This window comes from Serratia sp. CY32780, assembly GCF_052169135.1.
Lineage (GTDB): Bacteria > Pseudomonadota > Gammaproteobacteria > Enterobacterales > Enterobacteriaceae > Serratia > Serratia sarumanii.
Window position 1 is genome coordinate 142435 of record NZ_JBJNLI010000004.1, and the last position, 18685, is coordinate 161119.

The 18685-nt window shown below is 61.5% G+C and carries 17 protein-coding genes; 3 read left to right on the top strand and 14 right to left on the bottom strand.

What is annotated here, in order from left to right; translation table 11 throughout:
- Positions 1-70: 70 nt before the first annotated feature.
- The 5 genes from uhpB to ACJ8HH_RS18445 form a co-directional block, all read right to left on the bottom strand.
- Complete coding sequence (gene uhpB / locus ACJ8HH_RS18425) at positions 71-1615, bottom strand: signal transduction histidine-protein kinase/phosphatase UhpB (protein WP_060443767.1); 1545 nt, start codon at positions 1613-1615, stop codon at positions 71-73.
- Positions 1612-2202 carry a transcriptional regulator UhpA gene (gene uhpA, locus ACJ8HH_RS18430; protein WP_060451990.1) on the bottom strand — a complete coding sequence of 197 codons (591 nt, stop codon included), beginning with the start codon at positions 2200-2202 and terminating at the stop codon, positions 1612-1614. The genes uhpB and uhpA overlap by 4 nt, the downstream gene beginning before the upstream one ends.
- 127 nt (positions 2203-2329) lie before the next feature.
- Positions 2330-4024, bottom strand: a complete 1695-nt coding sequence (gene eptB, locus ACJ8HH_RS18435) for a kdo(2)-lipid A phosphoethanolamine 7''-transferase (protein ID WP_039568194.1) — start codon at positions 4022-4024, stop codon at positions 2330-2332.
- A gap of 226 nt (positions 4025-4250) precedes the next feature.
- Positions 4251-4676, bottom strand: a complete 426-nt coding sequence (locus ACJ8HH_RS18440) for an organic hydroperoxide resistance protein (protein WP_004934114.1) — start codon at positions 4674-4676, stop codon at positions 4251-4253.
- 160 nt (positions 4677-4836) lie between these two features.
- Positions 4837-5301: a MarR family winged helix-turn-helix transcriptional regulator gene (locus ACJ8HH_RS18445; RefSeq protein ID WP_033650004.1), complete on the bottom strand. Its 465-nt coding sequence runs from the start codon at positions 5299-5301 to the stop codon at positions 4837-4839.
- A 97-nt stretch (positions 5302-5398) separates the two neighbouring features.
- On the opposite strand from ACJ8HH_RS18445, the gene ACJ8HH_RS18450 reads away from it, so the two are divergent.
- Positions 5399-5998, top strand: a complete 600-nt coding sequence (locus ACJ8HH_RS18450) for an HD domain-containing protein (RefSeq protein ID WP_033636604.1) — start codon at positions 5399-5401, stop codon at positions 5996-5998.
- Here the strand turns inward: ACJ8HH_RS18450 and ACJ8HH_RS18455 are convergent, their stop codons facing one another.
- From ACJ8HH_RS18455 to bglF, 3 genes are all read right to left on the bottom strand, one after another.
- A complete protein-coding gene (locus ACJ8HH_RS18455) occupies positions 5999-7393 on the bottom strand; it encodes a carbohydrate porin (RefSeq protein WP_039568339.1) in 1395 nt (464 codons plus the stop codon).
- Positions 7394-7520: 127 nt separating this feature from the next.
- Positions 7521-8924: a glycoside hydrolase family 1 protein gene (locus ACJ8HH_RS18460; RefSeq protein ID WP_033650003.1), complete on the bottom strand. Its 1404-nt coding sequence runs from the start codon at positions 8922-8924 to the stop codon at positions 7521-7523.
- Between the two features lie 14 nt (positions 8925-8938).
- Positions 8939-10801 (bottom strand): PTS beta-glucoside transporter subunit IIABC, encoded by a 1863-nt coding sequence (gene bglF, locus ACJ8HH_RS18465; RefSeq protein ID WP_033650002.1) that lies wholly within the window; start codon positions 10799-10801, stop codon positions 8939-8941.
- Between the two features lie 663 nt (positions 10802-11464).
- Between bglF and ACJ8HH_RS18470 the strand changes: the two genes are divergently transcribed.
- Positions 11465-12214: an NAD-dependent epimerase/dehydratase family protein gene (locus tag ACJ8HH_RS18470; protein ID WP_033650001.1), complete on the top strand. Its 750-nt coding sequence runs from the start codon at positions 11465-11467 to the stop codon at positions 12212-12214.
- 32 nt (positions 12215-12246) lie between these two features.
- On the opposite strand, the gene ACJ8HH_RS18475 is transcribed toward ACJ8HH_RS18470, so the two are convergent.
- Positions 12247-13413: an MFS transporter gene (locus ACJ8HH_RS18475; protein ID WP_039568202.1), complete on the bottom strand. Its 1167-nt coding sequence runs from the start codon at positions 13411-13413 to the stop codon at positions 12247-12249.
- Positions 13414-14144: 731 nt separating this feature from the next.
- On the opposite strand from ACJ8HH_RS18475, the gene ACJ8HH_RS18480 reads away from it, so the two are divergent.
- Entirely contained in the window at positions 14145-14315 is a 171-nt protein-coding gene (locus tag ACJ8HH_RS18480; protein WP_162846235.1) for a hypothetical protein, read from the top strand.
- A gap of 64 nt (positions 14316-14379) precedes the next feature.
- Here the strand turns inward: ACJ8HH_RS18480 and ACJ8HH_RS18485 are convergent, their stop codons facing one another.
- From ACJ8HH_RS18485 to ACJ8HH_RS18505, 5 genes are all read right to left on the bottom strand, one after another.
- Positions 14380-14892, bottom strand: coding sequence for an Mpo1 family 2-hydroxy fatty acid dioxygenase (locus ACJ8HH_RS18485; protein WP_060451989.1), 513 nt, complete (start codon positions 14890-14892; stop codon positions 14380-14382).
- A gap of 71 nt (positions 14893-14963) precedes the next feature.
- Entirely contained in the window at positions 14964-15407 is a 444-nt protein-coding gene (locus ACJ8HH_RS18490; protein WP_033636596.1) for a universal stress protein, read from the bottom strand.
- Positions 15408-15428: 21 nt separating this feature from the next.
- Positions 15429-16202 carry a siderophore-interacting protein gene (locus tag ACJ8HH_RS18495; RefSeq protein ID WP_033649998.1) on the bottom strand — a complete coding sequence of 258 codons (774 nt, stop codon included), beginning with the start codon at positions 16200-16202 and terminating at the stop codon, positions 15429-15431.
- Positions 16183-17628 (bottom strand): efflux transporter outer membrane subunit, encoded by a 1446-nt coding sequence (locus ACJ8HH_RS18500; protein WP_033649997.1) that lies wholly within the window; start codon positions 17626-17628, stop codon positions 16183-16185. Before ACJ8HH_RS18500 ends, ACJ8HH_RS18495 begins: the two co-directional genes overlap by 20 nt.
- Positions 17625-18668: an HlyD family secretion protein gene (locus tag ACJ8HH_RS18505; RefSeq protein WP_033649996.1), complete on the bottom strand. Its 1044-nt coding sequence runs from the start codon at positions 18666-18668 to the stop codon at positions 17625-17627. The genes ACJ8HH_RS18500 and ACJ8HH_RS18505 overlap by 4 nt, the downstream gene beginning before the upstream one ends.
- Positions 18669-18685: the final 17 nt, after the last annotated feature.

The following is an 18685-nucleotide window of genomic DNA, read 5'->3' on the forward strand; positions in this document are numbered from 1 at the left end:
GTGCCGCTATGATGCTCCGCGCGCGCGCGGGAGGCTTACGCCGGATTCCCGACGCGGTTAGGAGTTTTTCCTAGTTTTGCGTTTGCGCCGGCGAAACTGTGGGCAAGATCACACTCAAACAGGCGCCCCCCTCAGCGGTGAACCGCAGGCTGCCGCCGAGGGCGCTGATGCGCTCCTGCATGCCGCGCAGGCCATAGCCCGGCTGATGGTTTTCCGCATCGAAGCCCACCCCGTTGTCGCGGATGGTCAGGGCGATCTGCGGCGCGGCGCCTTTGCGCGGCTGCAGGCGCGCATCCAGCTCCAGGCGGCTGGCCCCGGCGTGGCGGCACACATTGGTCACCCCTTCCTGGCACACCCGGTACAGCGTGATTTTCAGCGTTTCATCCAGCAGCTCGTCCGGCACCTGCCACTGCAGGCTGCTCACCAGCGACGCGTCCTGCGACAGCGACTCCCGCAGCATCGCCGCCACCGCCGCCGACAGCGGCAGGTTGTTCAGCGCCGCCGGCCACAGCTGGGTCAGCACGTCGTGCACCCCGTCGTAGACCCGCAGCGCCAACGCATCGATGGTGTCGGCGCAGCCGACCACCGCCGGCTCCGGTGCCAGGCGTTTGACGATGCTGGCCTGGGTGCGAATCACGGTGATGGTCTGCCCCACCTCATCGTGCAGCTCGCGCGCCACCTCGCGCCGGGTTTGCTCCTCCGCCGTCACCAGCGCCCGCGCCAGCTGGCGGTTCTCCGCCAGCCGCAGCCTCAGCTGCTGATTCAGCTCGCGCTGGCGCTGAATGCCGACGCCCAGCAGCAGCCCGGTCAGGCTTTGGGCCAGCAGCGACAGCAGCAGATCGCGGTGCGACTCCGGCTGCGGCGGCTCGTTGACCATCAGCGCCACGCCGTTGAGCAGCGTCGCCAACAGCGCGCCCTGCCAGCCGTAGCGGTAAGACATGAACACGATAGGAATGGCCAGGCAGAAAGGCGCAAAGCGCCGCAGCTCGGCGGCGTTCACCTGCTGCTGCAGCCAGATGCTGAACGCAAACAGCAGCAGGTAGCTGGCCAGATGGCCCAGACGCAGCTCCACCGGCTTGTGGATCAGCCCCGGCTCCAGCGGCACCCAGATTTGGCGCGCCAGATAGTGCCACAACAGCAGGCAGGTCGGTGCGATGGTGAAACCGCCGGTCAGGCCGAGCAGCAGCGCGCGGGCGCCTTCACCGCTCACCAGCTGCCACACCAGCGCCTGCAGCAAGGCGGCGGCGCCCACCACCGCGCCCTGCAACAGTGGCCAGCGCCATTCGCTGTCGCTCTGCTGATGGCGCAACAGCCACGGCGAGGCCAGCAGGCTGAGCAGCACCGTCAACACCAGCACCGCCACCGACGCCCACAGCGCCGGGCCGTAACCGAACTGGTCCGCCAGCAGCGCCATCAGCAGCAGGTCGGCCAGCAGGATCCCCGGCCAGAAACGGTACGGGCTCTGCAGCAAAATACCCATGCGCAGGCCGAACGGGAACAGCAGCAGCGCCTGCCAGGGCGGGTCGATCAGCGCGGTGCCGATGCCCCACAGGCAAAACGCGCTGGCGGCGTAGATGAAAAACAGCGCCAGCTGGGTGATCAGGCGCTGCGTCACAGGTTCAGCATCCGTCTGGCCAGCTCGACGTTATTGTTGATACCCAGCTTGGCGAACAGGTTGGCGCGATGCACATGCACCGTCTTCGGCGACAACCCCAAGGCGGCGGCGATCTCGCGCACCTTCTGGCCCTGCGCCAGCAACAGCGCGATCTCGCGCTCGCGGCGGGTCAACGGATCGACCCTCACCCGCGCCAGCTGCTGCGCGATTTCCGGCATCAGGTAAACGCCGCCGCCGGCGACTGTGCGCACCGCGGTGATCAAATCTTCCGGCTTGCAGCGCTTGGAGAGAAAGCCGCCGGCGCCGCGATCCAGCGCCATTTCCACCAGCGCCGGGTTATCGTGCATCGACAGCATCACCACGCGGATGCCGGAGGGAATGTCCGCCAACAGATCCAGCCCGCTGCCGTCCGGCATCGAAATGTCGCAGATGCAAACGTCCACCTCCAGCCCCGGCAGGCCGGCGCGCGCCTGCGCCGCACCGCTGAATTCGCCCACCACCTGAATATCGGCTTCCAGCGACAGCAGCTGCACGAAGCCCGAACGCACAATGTCATGATCGTCGATAAACGCCACGCGCAGGGTCATGGAAATCTCCGGTTAACAGGGGGAAGTGCGCAAGTATACCGTATGCACACACCGGAATAATTGATGAAGAGAATGTATTGGGTGAAATTGCCGGGTGCGCAAGGCAGGCACCCGGCGGGAGGGGTTACTACAGGCTAGCGGGCGCCGTTTTATCCTGCGGCAGATGGCACCAGTTGTTTTTATCCACGATGCCGCCATCGGGAGACGTGTAGCCGAGGCAGCCGAGGATGGTGTCAAACAGCTCGACGTGGCGATGCGTTTTGCCGATGCGCTGCTGCGCCTGCAGCTGCTCAAAGGCGCTGAGGTGCTGCGGGTTCTCAAGGAATTTGTCCGACGCCCATACGATCATCGGCACGCGGAACTGCTCCGGCGGCGCCATCTCGCGCGGCGTACCGTGCAGGTGCGTGTTTTCACCGATCGATTCGCCGTGATCGGCGGCATAGAACACGATGGCCTTCTTGTCGCGCACCTGGTCTATCACATTGGCGATAAAGCTGTCGGTATACAGCACCGTATTGTCGAAGGCGTTGATCAGCTGCGCCTTGGTGCAGGAATCGTCCACCCCCATGCACTCCGGCTGATAGCGCGCATAGCTGCGCGGATAACGCTGCGAGTACAGGTAGTGCGAGCCTTTGGTATGCAGGATCACCAGGTGTTTGCCCTTCGGATAGCGCGCCAGCGACTCCTTCATTTCGTCCACCAACAGCATATCGTCGACCGCCTTGCCGTCGTTGCGCTTCTCGGACGCGATCATCTCGCGGAACGAATAGTTGTTCACCTCGGTGTTGTTGTAGAACCACACCTCGCTCTGCATGGCGAACAGCTCGGAAGAGAAGCCCAGATCCTTCAGTACCGCGAACACGTTCTGCTCTTTCAGCGTGCGCTGCGGGTTGTCTTCGGTGCCGCCTTCGCGCACGAACATACAGCGCAGCGACAGCTTGGTGGAAGTGTCGCACGACTCGCCGCGAAACGCCACCAGATTCTTCTCTTTAGACAGCCGCGGCGTGGTATCACGCTCATAGCCCAGCATGCCCATGTGGTCCCAGCGCGTGGTCTCGCCGATGATGAACACCACGTAGGTGTCGTCGATATCCGCCGGCGGTACGTAGGTGAAGTGTTTGCCCGGATCGAACATCGTGCTCTGATCCTGGCTTTCGTCATAGCGGGTATAGGCAAACAACCCCAGCGCCGACAGCCAGTTGGACGGCAGATACGAGTGCGCCACCACGCCGCCGTAGCTCGGCAGATCGACGTTGGAGAGCTTCTCTTGCACGCTCTGCTCGTCGTCCAGCATGCGCAGCGGCAGCCAGACCAGCGCCACCACCGCCAGCAAGACCAGCAGCGGCTTGATGCGATGACCGGGGGTTTTCAGCTGTTCTATCAGGGTGTAACGCAGGCTGTTTTTCCAGATCAGCAGCAGCGGCAAGGCGCTGAGCGCCACCATCCACAGCACGAAGTGCAGGCCGACCACCTCTTTCGACAGATCGATGTCGGTGGTCATCACCGACACCACGATGCCGTAGCCGATCACCACGTTGAAAAACGTCATGTAGTAGCTGGCGGCGACAGAAATCAACACCAGCAGCGAAGCGACGATGCGATAAAACAGCCGGCCGCCGAGCGATACCAGCCGCATGATGAAGAACGTGAACAGGACGATAGCGATGACTTCCGTCACCGCCGAAATCAACTTAATCCCCTGAATGCCGTGCGCCAGCGAATCAAAACGACGATAAAAAACGGACAGGTTGAGAAATATGCCGATATAGATCGCTAACAATAACGATAAATTCTGCTGTGATAGCGATTTAACTTTGTTCATGTAACGCGGTGGCTCCGGGGACGGTGTAGCGGTTCTGGATCAGTCAGACACTTATTAGGGCTTCTGGTTCAGCCAACCGGCAATAAGCGTTATTTTGCGGGTAATAATCAAGAGAATTCTCACAAAACGGGCAATTTTTACGCTTTTTGCAAACGGCTTTCAAGCGGGGCAGATAAGAAAATGGAGGGTCAAACCCTCCATTTTTTTCGCGATAAGGATAAAAATCTTACTTAACGTTCAGAGTCACATCGATATTTCCGCGGGTGGCGTTGGAGTATGGGCACACCACGTGCGCCTTTTTCACCAAATCCTCCGCCACGCTGCGCTCGATGCCCGGCAGCGAGATATCCAGCTGCACTTCGATGCCGAAGCCGTTCGGGATTTCACCGATGCCGACGGTGCCGTCGATCTTCGCTTCGGCCGGGATTTTGACCTTTTCTTTCGCCGCGACAAACTTCAACGCGCCGAGGAAGCAGGCCGAGTAACCGGCGGCAAACAGCTGCTCGGGGTTGGTGACTTCGCCGCCGGCGCCGCCCATCTCTTTCGGCACGCCCAGTTTCACGTCCAACACGCCGTCGGAGGAGGTCGCACGGCCGTCGCGGCCGCCGGTTGCGGTGGCGTGAGCGCGGTAAACCACTTTCTCAATAGACATCGTTCATTCCTTCTTGCTGGTTGGCGAGATGACTACGGCTTCCACGAGGTAAAGCCGGTCACATATTTATCTTTTGCGATTAAATCGCGCACTACTTATTTTTGACGCTTATTAACCAGTGTAGACCACCCCTGCCGTTCTTGCGTCCGGCGGCGGCGGGTCAAATCTGATCGATCAGGCTGCCGCGCAGCTTTTCCAGCTGCTGTTTGAGCGAGACGATCTCGTCCAGGCTGCAGTCGGTGGCGCACATCACCGCCTCGGGCACCGATTGCGCCCGCTCGCGCAGCGCGCGGCCGGCTTCGGTGAGTGCAATGATCACCTGCCGCTCGTCGGCGGTGGCGCGATAACGCACCAGCAAACCGGCGGTTTCCAACCGCTTCAGCAGCGGCGTCAGCGTGGCGGAATCGAGGAACAGCCGCTCGCCGATATCCGATACCGTCACCCGATCGCGCTCCCACAGCACCATCATCACCAGGTATTGCGGGTAGGTGAGTTCGAGCTGATTCAACAGCTTGCGGTAGACTTTGTGCAGCGCCAGGTTGGCGGAGTACAGCGCGAAACAGAGCTGCTGATCGAGCTGCAGCAGATTCTTCGCGTGGGGTTGTTCGGTATCGGTGCTTTTCATGTGTCTGAATATAGATAGCGCACGATGTAATCGCAAGCTATTTCTTGTGAGGTATGCTACCTTTTTTTTATGCAGAGGATGCTCGGAGGGAAAGGAAATGACGAACACGCTTGTAGAACGCGCGCGCCGCTACGCCACCAAGGCGCATGCGGCCATCGATCAGCGCCGCAAATACACCGACGATCCGTACATCGTCCACCCACAGGCGGTGATGGAACTGGTGCGCAGCGTGCCGCACACCGAAGAGATGCTGGCGGCCGCCTGGCTGCATGACACGGTGGAAGACACGCCCACCACCCTCGGCGATATCGAAAGCCACTTCGGGCCGAAGGTGGCGGAGTTGGTGCGGATGCTAACCAACGTCAGCCGCGCCGAGGACGGCAACCGCTTCGAGCGCAAAAACCGCGATCGGCGCCACAGCGCCGGCGCATCGCCGCAGGCCAAAACTATCAAGCTGGCGGATCTGATCGACAACACCCGCTCGCTGCTGGACTATGACAGCCACTTCGCTCAGACCTACCTGATCGAGAAACAGCGTCTGCTGGAGGTGCTGACCGAAGGCGACCCGACGCTGTGGCGCCAGGCCAGCCATATCGTTGAGCAAGGGCTGCTCCGCTTGCAGCAGCCGCCGCACAACGTGCCCGCCAGCTGGTTCGAACACGCCCGCCGGCGCTACCGCGAGAGCGATGCGGCCTGATCAGAAGGTCACCACCGTTTTCAACGCCGTCACCCAGGCGTCCTGCGTCTCGCTGACGCCCGCCGGGTGATGCCAGTACTGCAGGCCCGGCTGCAGCTGCAACCACGGCGTGACGTTCACGCGATAATAGAGCTCCGCCGTCACCGAGTGCCCCGGCACCGGCCGGTAGCTCGGATCGTGATAATCGCTGACGCCGTTGATTTGGTTGAGATAACGCTGATTATCTTTATAGCGGTCGCTCAGCTTCACCACCGAGACGCCCAGCCCCAGCCAGTCGTCCGGCCGCGCATCGAACAGCCCGCGATAGCGAATGCCGGTCGAGGTAGACCAGTGCAGGTAGTTGCTGCGCTGATCCCCCAGCCCCAGGCTGTAAAACACGCTCAGACCGCGGTTTATGTCGTCCGCATGGCGCGTCACCTGCTGATTGAAACCGGTATACAGGAACCAGGTGCGATCGTGGCTGCGATAGCCCTGCGGATCGCTGGCGCCCGGCCCGCCGGACACCCCTTCATAAAGATCGCTCTGGCGCGCGTTGGTGAACAGCACGCCCAGGTTATACACCCCCGGCAGCTGGTTGACGGCGTGGGTTTTCAGCTCCAGCTCCATCGGCAACAGGAAGCCTTTGCTGCCCTTGGTGGACCAACTCCAGGCGTGGCTGCGGCTGGGGGCGCTCGGGTTCTGCTCCATCACGCCGCCCTTGAGCGTCAGGCCGTCGGTCAGCTTGTATTGCAGCGTGGTGCCCCAGTAATGCACGTTCCAGTTGTACCAGGTCAACGAGTTGGCAGACTTGCCGCCGCACAGCGTCAGCGTCTGAAAATCGCAGGGGATGATCTGATCGAAATCCTGCACCTTGTTCATCATGCCGATGCGCCACTGCAGCCGGCGATCGAGGAAGGACCGGCTGAAGGTCAGCCAGCCCAGGCGGGTAATCGACTGCCCGCCAAAGCTCTCCTGCGACAGATCGGTCAGGCCGACGCGCGGATCCTGCAAGCGATCGCGGGTCAGGTTGTTGTCATGGTTGCGGTTGACGATATTGCCTTCGATCGCCGCGTCCGGAATGCCGGTCAGCACCTGCAAATCCTGGCTGAAGGTCAGCGAGAATTGGTCGATGTACGACGCCTGTTTATCGTGGTTGTAACCGCCGCCAGCGTTATACGACAGCTGGCTGAGGTAGCCGAGGTTATAGTGGAAACCGTGATCCTCCAGGATCGGCCTGATCCCCAGCATATCCCCCAACAGCCCGGGCTGCGGCGGTTCAAAGCCGAGCGCCACCCCTTCCCACTTGGCGGTGGGGGCTTCGACGTCCTTGCCGGTTTGCAGCGTTTCCGCCTGCGCCTGGCTACAGAGCAGCGCCAGCGCCGCCAGGGTTATGGAACGAGGTAATAAGCTTTTCATCATTATTATATTTCTCCGCATAACGGCTGACTGCGGGCAACAGCATTCCCTGGGAGAGAATTTCCCATCATGAACAGCAGCGAATAACGTTAGGTTAATGCCCGGCGCTTGCCGCCGGGCTTAGAGGTTAGCGTCGGTCTTTCAGGCTGGCGCCGTTGCTGTGGATCACATCGCGATACCAGAAGAAACTCTTCTTGCGGCTGCGCGCGAGGCTGCCGTTGCCGGCATCGTCCCTGTCGACGTGAATGAAGCCGTAGCGCTTCGACATTTCGGCCTTCGAGGCGCTGACCAGATCGATCGGCCCCCAGCTGGTGTAGCCCATCACCTCGACGCCGTCGTCGATCGCTTCCGCCACCTGCACCAGATGGTCATTGAGGTAGTTGATGCGGTAGTCGTCGTGGATGCTGCCGTCGGCTTCGACGCGGTCTTTGGCGCCCAGCCCGTTCTCGACGATGAACAGCGGCTTCTGATAGCGGTCGTACAGCACGTTGAGCAGGTAGCGCAGCCCGATCGGGTCGATTTGCCACCCCCACTCCGAGCTGGCCAGATGCGGGTTCGGCACCATATCGAGAATGTTGCCGCGCGCCGTCTCGTACTGCTCCGGATCGGCGGTGACGCAGCCGCTCATGTAGTAGCTGAACGAGATGAAGTCGATGGTTTCGCGCAGCGTTTGCCGATCTTCCTCGGTGATCGCCACCTGAATGCCGTTTTCACGGAAGAAGCGCTGCATATAGGCCGGGTAATAGCCGCGCGCCTGCACGTCGCCGAAGAACAGCCAGTCGCGGTTTTGCCGCTGGGTTTCCAGCAGATCTTCCGGCTTGCAGCTCAGCGGATACAGAATGCCGCCCAGCAGCATGTTGCCGATTTTGCCCTCCGGCACGATCTCGTGGCAGGCCTTCACCGCTTTGGCGCTGGCCACCAGCTGATGATGGATCGCCTGATAGATGGCGCTCTTGTCGCTCTCCTGCGGCAGGCCGACGCCGGTGAAAGGCGCGTGCAGCGACATGTTGATCTCGTTAAAGGTCAGCCAGTGTTTGACCTTGTGCTTGTAGCGTTCGAACACGGTGCGCGCATAGCGTTCGAAGAAATCGATGGTGCGCCGATCGCCCCAGCCGCCGTAGTGCTTCACCAGGCCGTAAGGCATCTCATAGTGCGACAGCGTGATCAGCGGCTGAATGCCGTACTTCGCCATCTCGTCGAACAGCCGATCGTAGAACGCCAGCCCGGCTTCGTTCGGCGTCTCTTCGTCGCCCTGCGGGAAAATGCGCGTCCAGGCGATCGAGGTGCGCAGGCACTTGAAACCCATTTCGGCGAACAGCGCGATATCCTCCGGATAACGATGATAGAAATCGATCGCCACGTCCTTGATGCCGCTGTCGCCCGCCGTGCGCGGCGTGATGGCGCCGAAGATGCCCTGCGGCTGCAGATCGGAGGTCGACAGCCCCTTGCCGTCGGCCTGATACGCGCCTTCTACCTGGTTCGCCGCTACCGCGCCGCCCCACAGAAAATGTTGCGGAAACTTGCCGTTCATCGCTTGCTCCTCAATTAACGTAATAAAGTCAGCAGCGGCGCCTGTTCCTGCACCGGAGACAGGCCGCTGGTCAACACGTCCACGTAGTCATCGCTGTTGCTGATGATGATCGGCGTGGTGGTGTCATAGCCGGCGGCATGGATCGCCGCCTGGTCGAACTCGATCAGCAGATCGCCCGGGGCGACCCGCTCGCCTTCCCGCACGTGGGCGGTGAAATGCGCCCCGTCCAGCTTCACGGTATCGATGCCGACGTGGATGAGAATCTCCGCGCCGTCGTCCGATTCGATACCGATGGCGTGTTTGGTTTTGAACAGCGACGCCACGCTGCCGCTCACCGGCGCCACCACGCGCCCCTGCTGCGGCGCGATCGCCACCCCTTTCCCCAGCAGGCCGCTGGCGAAGGTCGCGTCGTTCACCTGATCCAGCGGCACGATGTCGCCGGCGATCGGGCTGAGGATGGCCTGTTTGCGGTTAAGCGGCGCGGCGGCTTCAGGCTGCGCCGTCTCTTCCGCCGGCGCGACGCCGAACAGGTAGCTGGCCAGCGCGGCGAACACGAACGACAGCAGGGTGCCGCCGATCGCGCCCCATACCGTGGCGTCGATGCCGCCGCCGGGGATGATCTGCGCGAAGGTGAATACGCTCACCAGGCCGAACGAGTAGACCGAGGTCTGGAAGTAGCCGATCACCGCACCGCCCAGCGCGCCGCCGATGCAGCCGAAGATGAACGGGCGTTTGTTCGGCAGCGTAACGCCGTACACCGCCGGTTCGGTGATGCCGAAAATCCCGGCGCCGATGGCCGAAGCGGACAGCGCCCGCAGTTTGGCGTCGCGGGTGCGCAGCATCACGCCCAGCGTGGCGCCGACCTGCCCCATCACCGCCGGCAACAGCAGCGGCACCATGGTGTCGCGCCCCAGCACGCTCAGGTTATTGATCATCAACGGCACCAGTCCCCAATGCAGGCCGAAGATCACGCACACCTGCCACATCGCCCCCATAAAGGCGCCGGCAACGATCGGGTTAAAGGCGTAAATGCTCTGATAGCCGTTGGCCAGCAGGTGGCTGAGCCAGGTCGCCGCCGGGCCGATCAGCAGGAAGGTCAACGGCACGGTGATCGCCAGGCACAGCAGCGGCGTGATGAAATTGCGCAGCGCGCTGTGGATCACCCGGTTAAACAGCGGCTCCAGGCGGCAGGATACCCAGGCCGCGAAGATGATCGGGATCACCGACGAGCTGTAGTTGATGAAGGTCAGCGGAATGCCGAAGAAATACTCGCGCACCGCCCCCGGCTGCTGCGCCGCTTCGAACGCCGCCATCATCAGCGGATGCGTCAACGCGCCGCCGATCGCCATGGTGACGAAGGGGTTGCCGCCGAATTTTTTCCCGGCGGTGTAGCCGAGCATGATCGGGAAGAAGTAGAACAGCGAGTCGCTGGCGGCGAACAGCATTTTGAAGGTGCCGCCGCTCTCCAGCAGCCAGCCGCAGGCCAGGCTCAGCGCCAGGAAGCCTTTCAGGATCCCCGAAGCGGCCATCACCCCGAGCAGCGGGGTGAAAATGCCGGACACCAGATCGATAAAGCGGCTGAGCAGGTTGTCTTTTTTGCCGCCCGCGTCGTCGCTCGGCGCGCCGTCGGCCAATCCGCCAACCCGGTTGACCGCGTCGAACACCTCCGCCACGTGGTTGCCCACCACCACCTGGAACTGGCCGCCGCTCTCCACCACCATAATGACCCCAGGATTTTTCTTCAGCGCTGCCGCGTTGGCGCGAGTGTCATCGCGCAGCTTGAAACGCAGGCGGGTGGCGCAGTGCACCAGGCTTTTCACATTGTCGCGGCCACCGACGCCGGCCAAAATCTCACTGGCTAATGTGTCATATTTCATACGGTTATCCTTAGACTTCGCGTTCTGCCGCTCCCCCCCGCACTGGCCTGGCGCTGAGGCGGAATTCGGCGCAAAAAAAAACCTAAACCTCGCGGCCTCTGCCCCATCGGGGAACAGAAACGCGAGGTTTAGGTTTTGCCTGCCGTAGCAGTAACAACCCTAAATCGGTTGAGTTATGACGTTAACACCGCGGATTTTGCCGGCGCAAGCCTTTGCGCCGGCAAATTGCCGAACTGTGATCGGGTGGGCAAAACCGTCCCGGGGTGGCAAATAAGGCCTGCCGCCCTCTATCGGCTTCAGCGCCACGGTGATATATCGCGCAGGCGATAGAATGGAAAGGGGTGGCGGAGTACCGCTCCGCTTCGCCCAAAAACATAAGATTAACTAACCTAATAATTCACTATCAAGCGAAAGTAAAGCGCTCGCTCATCCACTGCCAGTCCTCGTTTTTTCGTCACAACCCGCAATCCATAAGGTAAATAGATCGCCAAACCTGATTGCGCATCGTTAACATCCCACGATATTCACCCGCGCAAAAATCACCGTGCGCAATTGACGATGGTGACAGAAACATCAGAGAGACTAATTAAAACGACTGGACAAAAGTCACGCGGGCGATTATTACTGGTCAACGCGTAATCGATTGTAGGGATGACAGCGACCATGACGTTGCGGACTGAGTTGGGACGGATTCTGATCACCGGCGCCGGCGGCCGGGTAGCCACGGCGTTTCGTCTGGCGATGGGCGATCGCTACGCGCTGCGCCTGGCGGAACGAGACATCAGCCTGCTGAGCGATCGGCAGCCGGGCGACGAAGTCATCAGCTTCGACATCGCCGATCTCGATGCCTGCCGCGCGGCCTGCGCCAATATCGACACCGTGTTGCATTTGGCGGCCGATCCCTCCCCCGATGCCGACTTCTGCGGCTCGTTGATGGACAATAACATTCTCGGCACCTTCAATATCTTCCGCGCGGCGAAAGACGCCGGCTGCCGCCGGGTGGTGTTCGCCAGCAGCGCGCAGGCGGTGGAAGGCTATCCGCTCGATTACCAAATCCGCCCGGACGACGCGCCGAAGCCGAAGAACCTGTACGGCGCCAGCAAAGCCTTCGGCGAAGGCATCGCCGCCTACTTCGCCCATCAGGAAGGGCTTTCCGCCCTGTCGGTGCGCATCGCCAACTTCACCACCCTCAGCCCGGGCGATCGGCTCAGCGCTCGCGACATGAGCGCGTTCCTCAGCCATCGCGACGCCGCCGATCTGCTGGAGCGCTGCATTCGCGTCGAAGGGGTGCAATATGCGGTGGTGCACGGGGTTTCCAATAACCGCTACACGCGTTTATCGCTGGAAGAGACCCGTCGCCTGCTGGGTTACGCCCCGCAGGACGATGCGTTCAGCCTGCTCGGCTTTGAGTAGGTGCGGCGAGCAGGCCCGCCGCATCTGCGTATTTAGCCGTTGGCGTAAACGACTTTTGCGGCGGTGCGGCTGGTGAACAACACCAGCAGCAGCGCCAATCCGGCGATAATCGCCCCCATCACCGGCACGAAGCTGTAGCCCAAACCGGCGGAGACCACCGCGCCACCGGCGGCGGCGCCCAGCGCGTTACCCAGGTTGAAAGCGCCGATGTTGACCGAAGACGACAGCCCCGGCGCTTCGCTGGCCACGCGCATCACGCGCATCTGCAGCGGCGGCACCACGGCAAAGGTCGCCGCGCCCCAAATCACCATGCTCACCGCCGCGCCGATGTCACTGCGCGCCAGCAGCGGGATCAGCAGCATGATGGCCACCAACAGCAGCAGGAAGCCCTTCAGCGTCGCGCTCTCGGAACGGTCGGCGAACTTGCCGCCGAGGTAGTTGCCGATGGAGAAACCGACGCCGATCAACACCAGCATCACCGTCACGAACAGCGGCGTCGCCTCGGTGATGTGCTGCAATACCGGCGAGATGTAGGTATAGAGCGTGAACATCGCGCCCGCCCCCAGCACGGTCGTCAGCAGCGCGGTCAGCACCTGCGGGCGCACCAGCACCGACAGCTCGCGCTTGACGTCAGGGCGCGCCCCGGCGCTGCCTTTCGGCAACGAGAACCACAGCCCCAGCATGGCGATCACGCCCAGCCCGGCCGTCGCCAGGAACGACATGCGCCAGCCGATGGTTTCACCCAGCCAGGTTGCGGCAGGCACCCCGCCGATATTGGCGATGGTCAGGCCCATAAACATGGTCGCCACGGCGCTGGCCTGTTTCTCTTTCGGCACCACGCTGGCGGCCACCACTGAACCGAGACCAAAGAAAGCGCCGTGGTTCAGGCTGGTGATGATGCGCGACAGCATCAGGGTGGTGTAATCCGGCGCGATAGCCGACAGCACGTTGCCCAGGGTAAAGATCGCCATCAGGAAAATCAGCGCGCTTCTGCGCGCCCGGTGCGACAGCAGCAGCGTCATCAGCGGCGCGCCGACCATCACGCCGACGGCGTAGGCGCTGATCAACATGCCGGCCATCGGAATGGAGACGTCCACCCCTTTGGCGATGGTCGGCAGCAAGCCCATGGGAGAGAATTCGGTGGTGCCGATGCCAAACGCCCCCACCGCCAGCGCTAACAAGGGATAATTCACTTTCATGCAACAACTCCGGTTTACCGCTGCCGAAGCGCGGGAACAGTTAAGATGCCGAAAGTATGACATTGATCACAACAAAGATAAGCAGGCGGGAGGCTAAAAGACTTTTGCAAATTTGTTAAAAGTGAGGAGGTGAGATTGGCATTGGGCATCAAGGTTGCTTTACCGCGATCGCGGCGGTGCGTGCGGAGAATGGCGTTAATGCGTCTGAAGGATAAGCGCCGAGGGGAATCACTCTGCACTTGGGGTATTTAACCTCCGCATACCATGCCCGGATAAATCCAATGAAAAACCAACGATATTCCTTACTGATTATGCGTTATCGGCGATAGCATGGAAAACCCTTGCCCTACCAACTCACTTATATACACGCAATGAATGTAACCAACAAAATCAATTCTTATATAATTCTGAAATGAATTATATAAGCCAAATAAACACCATTGATATCAGAATACACAAAAAGAAACTAACATAATGAAATTGAAAACATTTTACAGATAGCTTCCAAAGCAATTAAATTCAAAAATAATTACAATTCATAGATTAAAATGATAAATAAGTTGATATTTAAAAATTAAAAACGCAAATAAAAAAGTCAAAGAATCCAAATAAGAAAGAGAAAATATGCCTATCTTCCATATTCTCCCCTATGGGTTGAATATATAAGCGAACATGTAAATATCTTTATGCCCGGCGCTATGGTGGCGCCGCTTTGATTAAGGAAAGATCGTATGTCTAAGTCACCTATTGGTACTACCGCCTCAACAGGACAGAAATGCCCGGAAAGCGGTGTCTGGGAAGTGGTTGGCAAACCCTCAACCACAGCGCCAATCGCCAAAGGCAATATCATGCCTCCCTATGGCGGCAAAGGCGTCACCTGGAAATTGATCCAACACGCCTAATCTGAACCCATTCAGCCTCTTTCTTTGAAAGAGGCTTTTCATCTGACTATCGGAATCGCCTCGTTTAGCGCTTTGCATTGCGCACTTTGCCCGCACGCAGTTCGATGTTCCGCTGCAGTTCACGCAGCCCGCCGGCCAGGAAGCAGGCTTCCGCCAGCACGAACAGCGGGCCGATGATAAGGCCCGTCACGTCGTCCATAAACGCCGGTTTTCGCCCCTCCCAGAAATGCCCGACAAACTGAAACAGCCAGCCGATGACGAAACCGCCGATGCCGATGCTCAGCCACGCCGCCGTCGACAGCGACGCCACCCAGGCGCCGATCCCGAGGCACAGCAGCAGCAACGCCAGCATCATGACGCCAGGGCGCAGGCTCAGCCGCAGGTAATAGAGGGCCGCGACGAAAACCACCGCGCAGGCCGGCGAAAACGGCAGCCATCCCGCGCCCCACGCCGGCCGGGAGAGCAGCGCCAGCAGGCTGACGACGATCAGCGGGATGCCGATAAAATGCGTGGCGATATTGCGCGCATCGCGGTGGTAGGCGGCATAAGCGGCAAGTTGATCTTCCAGGCTTCGCATGTTGACCTCCGGTATGTTCGGCCTTCGTCGCCGAACGCGCACAGCCGCATGCGGCTGCCCTTACCCATAGCTTAGCGCGGGATCACCAATACCGGTTGGCCAATCTCATCCAGCAGGCCGCGCGTGACGGAGGCGTTCAGCCAGCGCCCCAACGAAGACAGGTGGCGGTGCGAGATGATCAGCAAATCGCAGTTAAACAGCGCCATCTGTTCCGGGATCACCTCGATGGGCGCCCCCGCAGCCAGCAGCCCCTGGGCGTTGAAGCCCATCTGTTTCAGCGCCCGCGTCACCTGCCCGACCTGCTTTTCCGCCAGCGCCTCTTCGCGCTGGGCGGCGGGATATTCCTCGCGCTCGTCGCTGTCGAAACGCAGGCCGCTGCGGCTGAGCGTGAAGGCATTGTCTACCACCGTCAGTACGATCACGCCGCCGATGCTGCCTTGCAGACGCGCCATAAAATCCAGGGCATTGCCGCTGTGTTCAAAACAGTCCACCGCCAATAACACTCTCTCAATCATAACAACCCTCATTCGCCCGAGTTAAATCGCACCCTTGAAGTTGGCTTCGCCCTTTTTCCAATAACCCTTGGCAAACAGCGCAGCGCGGGAAATGCCCATTTCGTTGATAAAGCGCGCCTTCAGATAGGCGGCGACCTGGTGTTCGCAGGCCAGCCACACCTGCCCTTCGCCGGGCGGCAGCTCGCAATGGCTGACGGCCTGCACCAGCGGGCTGTTCATCACGCTGTCGAAATGTCGGGTGCGGATTTGCCAGCTGTTCACCTGCAAAAAGGAGTAATCGACGTCCTGAATCTCCTGCGCATCGCCCACTTCGGCGAACCACAGCACCGGCAACGGGGCAGACAGCGAGGCGAGGATGGTGCGCATGGCGGGCAGCGCGGTCTCATCGCCCAGCAACAGCAGCCAGCGGGTTTGCGGCAACAGACGAAAGCCGCCGGAGCAAGGGCCGGCGAACCCCAGCTTGTCGCCCGGCATCGCGTCGCGCGCCCAGTTCGACGCCGGGCCTTCGCCGTGCAGCACCATGTCGATATCGAAGGTGCGGGCGAGTTTGTCGATGCCGCTCAGGGTGTAAGCCCGTCCGGCCAGCGTGTCGCGCCACGGGAAGAACACCTTGACCCAGTTGGCCGGCTCCTGCGCGCGCGGATCGGCGATAAACTTATCCACATCGTCGCCGCTCAACGTGATGCGGCGGATCCGGGCGGTGACTTGCCGCACGGCGCTCACCCGGGCCTCCCGTTTGCGGCGGGTGTCCCTTTCCAGCATCTCGTCGACAATTTTATTCAGCGTATTGTGCATCAGCCTTCTCCTGTGGCGCCGCAGACGGATAGGTGTGTTCCCAGCCACCGCCCAGCGCTCGATAGATATTCACCACGGCGATCGCCGTCTCCTCCTGAGAAACAATTTGCGCGGACTGCAGATCCAGCAGCGCACGCTGCGTGCTCAGAACATGGATAAAATCGCTGGCGCCGTTCAGATAGCTGTCGCGCGCCAGCGCAAACGCGTGCCGGTTGGCGGCCAGCGCCTCGGCCAGGTGCGTCTGGCGGCGCTGCTGGGCGCGATAGCCGGAAAGCGCGTCGTCGATCTCGTGCCAGGCGCGCAGCACCGTTTGCTGGTAGGCGATGGCCATTTCCTGCTGCCGGTATTCGCTCAGGCGCACCCGCTGGGTGATTTTCCCCCCGTCGAACAGCGGCAGATACAGGGTGGGGCCGATGGCGAAGGTATGCGTGGACCAACTGCCCATATCCGCCAGCGCCAGCGCCTGATAGCCCGCGTTGCCGGTCAGCGTGATGCGCGGATAGTAGTCGGCGGTGGCGACGCCGATCTCGGCGGTCGCCTGATGCAAACGCGCCGCCGCTTCGCGAATATCCGGCCTGCGCAGCGCCAGATCCGACGGCACGCCCATCGGCACCGCGCGCGCCAGCGTCGGCAGCGGCCCCGTCGGCGACAACATCGCTTTCAGCGCGCCAGGCCGCTCGCCCAACAGCAGGCTGATGGCGTTGATCAAGCGTTCCTGCCGATCGACCAGCGTCGGCAGCAGGGCATCCACCTGCGCCAACTGCACCTGCGCCTGATCGATATCCAGTTCGTTGCCCGCGCCGCTTTGATAACGGCTTTGCGTCAGCTGCAGCGTGCGCAGCGCCGTGGCGCGGTTTTCCTGCGCCACCGCCAGCTGCTGCTGCGTGGCGCGCAGGCGCAGATAATCGCTCGCCACCTCCGCCGTCACCGACGTCAGCAGCGCGCGCCGATTCTCCTGCGAAGCGGCGAAGCCGGCGCGCGCGCTTTCCGACGCGCGACGCAGCTTGCCCCACATGTCCAGCTCCCAGCTGGCGCTGAATCCGCCGCGCCAGAGGTTATAATCCGCCTCTCCGCCGTTGCCGGACGGATCCATGCTGCCCACCGAGGTGGCGCGCTGGCGCTGATAGGCGCCGTCCAGGCTCAGATCCGGCATCAGCGCCGCCTCGGTCACGCCCAGCAGGGCGCGGCTTTGCTGCATGCGCGCCGTGGCGAGCTGCAGATCCAGGTTGCCGGCCGCCGCGCGCTGCACCAGTTGCGACAGCGGCGCGTCGTTGAATATCGACCACCAGGCCACCGGCAGCGCCCCGCCGCCGGCCTGCTCGCCCCAGTTATTGGGCAGCGCGTTCTGCGGCCGAGCGTAGTCCGGCCCTACCGCCCGGCAGCCGCTCAGCGCAATCAACAGCAGCGGGATCACGGCTCTGTTCATTGCAGGCCTCCGTCCAGCGTATTGATGCTGACGTCCGCGGACATCCCGACGCGCAGGGCGCTCAGCAAGGCGGCGTGCTCCTTGTTGCTATCAAACACGATCTTCACCGGGATGCGCTGAACGATCTTGGTGAAGTTGCCGGTGGCGTTCTCCGGCGCCACGGCCGCGAAGCTGACGCCGGAAGCCGGCGCAATGCTGTCCACCTGCCCTTTCAGCGTTTGGCCGGGAAAGGTATCGATATGGATGTCCACCGACTGCCCGTGCGCAATGTTTTCCAGCTGGGTTTCCTGGTAGTTGGCGATGATGTACAGCTTGTCCTGCGGCACGATGGCCAGCAGCGCATCGCCCGGTTTGACGAACTCCCCGACCCGCAGGCTTTTCTTGCCGACCACGCCGCCGATCGGCGCGGTGATGCGGGTGTAAGACAGGTTCAGCTCGGCCATCGCTTTCTTGGCCTGCGCCAGCATCAGCTCGGCATCGCTGTCCGCCAGCTTGGCTTGCAGCACCTGCTCCATGTTTCGCGCCGCTTTGAGCGTCGCCTCCGCCTGCGCCACATTGGCGGAAAGCGTGTGCACCCGCGTTGTCGCCTGCTGCGCCGCCTGCTGGGAGCCCGCGCCGCTGCTGGCCATTCTCTGGTAGCGGTTCTGCTCCTGGCGCGCAAACGCCAGCTCCGCCTGCGCCGCCTGACGCTCCGCCTGCGCGGCGGCGATCAGCGCGCTTTGCCGGGTCAGATTGGCCCTGGCGTCGTCCTGCCGGGCGCGGGCCGATTGCTCCTGCGCCGTCGCCTGCGCTAGGGCAACGTTGAATTCACGCGGGTCGATCACCGCCAGCAACTCCCCCTGTTTGACCCACTGATTGTCCCTGACCAACACCTGCGCAATTTCACCGGCAATCTGCGGAGAAATACGCGAGATATCGGCGCGAATATAGGCGTCGTTGGTATTCTGCTGTGTCTCTTTAATAAGGAATTTATTGATTAATAATCCCAGCGTAATGACGGTAACCGCCAATACGGCGACGGCGACTTTCTTGTTAGCCATAAAAGTGACTCCACTTA

Bases quoted from the DNA above. Each gene is read 5' to 3' on its own strand.
- uhpA (WP_060451990.1), bottom strand. From the start codon at position 2,202: ATGACCCTGCGCGTGGCGTTTATCGACGATCATGACATTGTGCGTTCG.
- eptB (WP_039568194.1), bottom strand. From the start codon at position 4,024: ATGAACAAAGTTAAATCGCTATCACAGCAGAATTTATCGTTATTGTTA.
- ACJ8HH_RS18440 (WP_004934114.1), bottom strand. From the start codon at position 4,676: ATGTCTATTGAGAAAGTGGTTTACCGCGCTCACGCCACCGCAACCGGC.
- ACJ8HH_RS18445 (WP_033650004.1), bottom strand. From the start codon at position 5,301: ATGAAAAGCACCGATACCGAACAACCCCACGCGAAGAATCTGCTGCAG.
- ACJ8HH_RS18450 (WP_033636604.1), top strand. From the start codon at position 5,399: ATGACGAACACGCTTGTAGAACGCGCGCGCCGCTACGCCACCAAGGCG.
- ACJ8HH_RS18455 (WP_039568339.1), bottom strand. From the start codon at position 7,393: ATGAAAAGCTTATTACCTCGTTCCATAACCCTGGCGGCGCTGGCGCTG.
- ACJ8HH_RS18460 (WP_033650003.1), bottom strand. From the start codon at position 8,924: ATGAACGGCAAGTTTCCGCAACATTTTCTGTGGGGCGGCGCGGTAGCG.
- bglF (WP_033650002.1), bottom strand. From the start codon at position 10,801: ATGAAATATGACACATTAGCCAGTGAGATTTTGGCCGGCGTCGGTGGC.
- ACJ8HH_RS18470 (WP_033650001.1), top strand. From the start codon at position 11,465: ATGACGTTGCGGACTGAGTTGGGACGGATTCTGATCACCGGCGCCGGC.
- ACJ8HH_RS18475 (WP_039568202.1), bottom strand. From the start codon at position 13,413: ATGAAAGTGAATTATCCCTTGTTAGCGCTGGCGGTGGGGGCGTTTGGC.
- ACJ8HH_RS18480 (WP_162846235.1), top strand. From the start codon at position 14,145: ATGTCTAAGTCACCTATTGGTACTACCGCCTCAACAGGACAGAAATGC.
- ACJ8HH_RS18485 (WP_060451989.1), bottom strand. From the start codon at position 14,892: ATGCGAAGCCTGGAAGATCAACTTGCCGCTTATGCCGCCTACCACCGC.
- ACJ8HH_RS18490 (WP_033636596.1), bottom strand. From the start codon at position 15,407: ATGATTGAGAGAGTGTTATTGGCGGTGGACTGTTTTGAACACAGCGGC.
- ACJ8HH_RS18495 (WP_033649998.1), bottom strand. From the start codon at position 16,202: ATGCACAATACGCTGAATAAAATTGTCGACGAGATGCTGGAAAGGGAC.
- ACJ8HH_RS18500 (WP_033649997.1), bottom strand. From the start codon at position 17,628: ATGAACAGAGCCGTGATCCCGCTGCTGTTGATTGCGCTGAGCGGCTGC.
- ACJ8HH_RS18505 (WP_033649996.1), bottom strand. From the start codon at position 18,668: ATGGCTAACAAGAAAGTCGCCGTCGCCGTATTGGCGGTTACCGTCATT.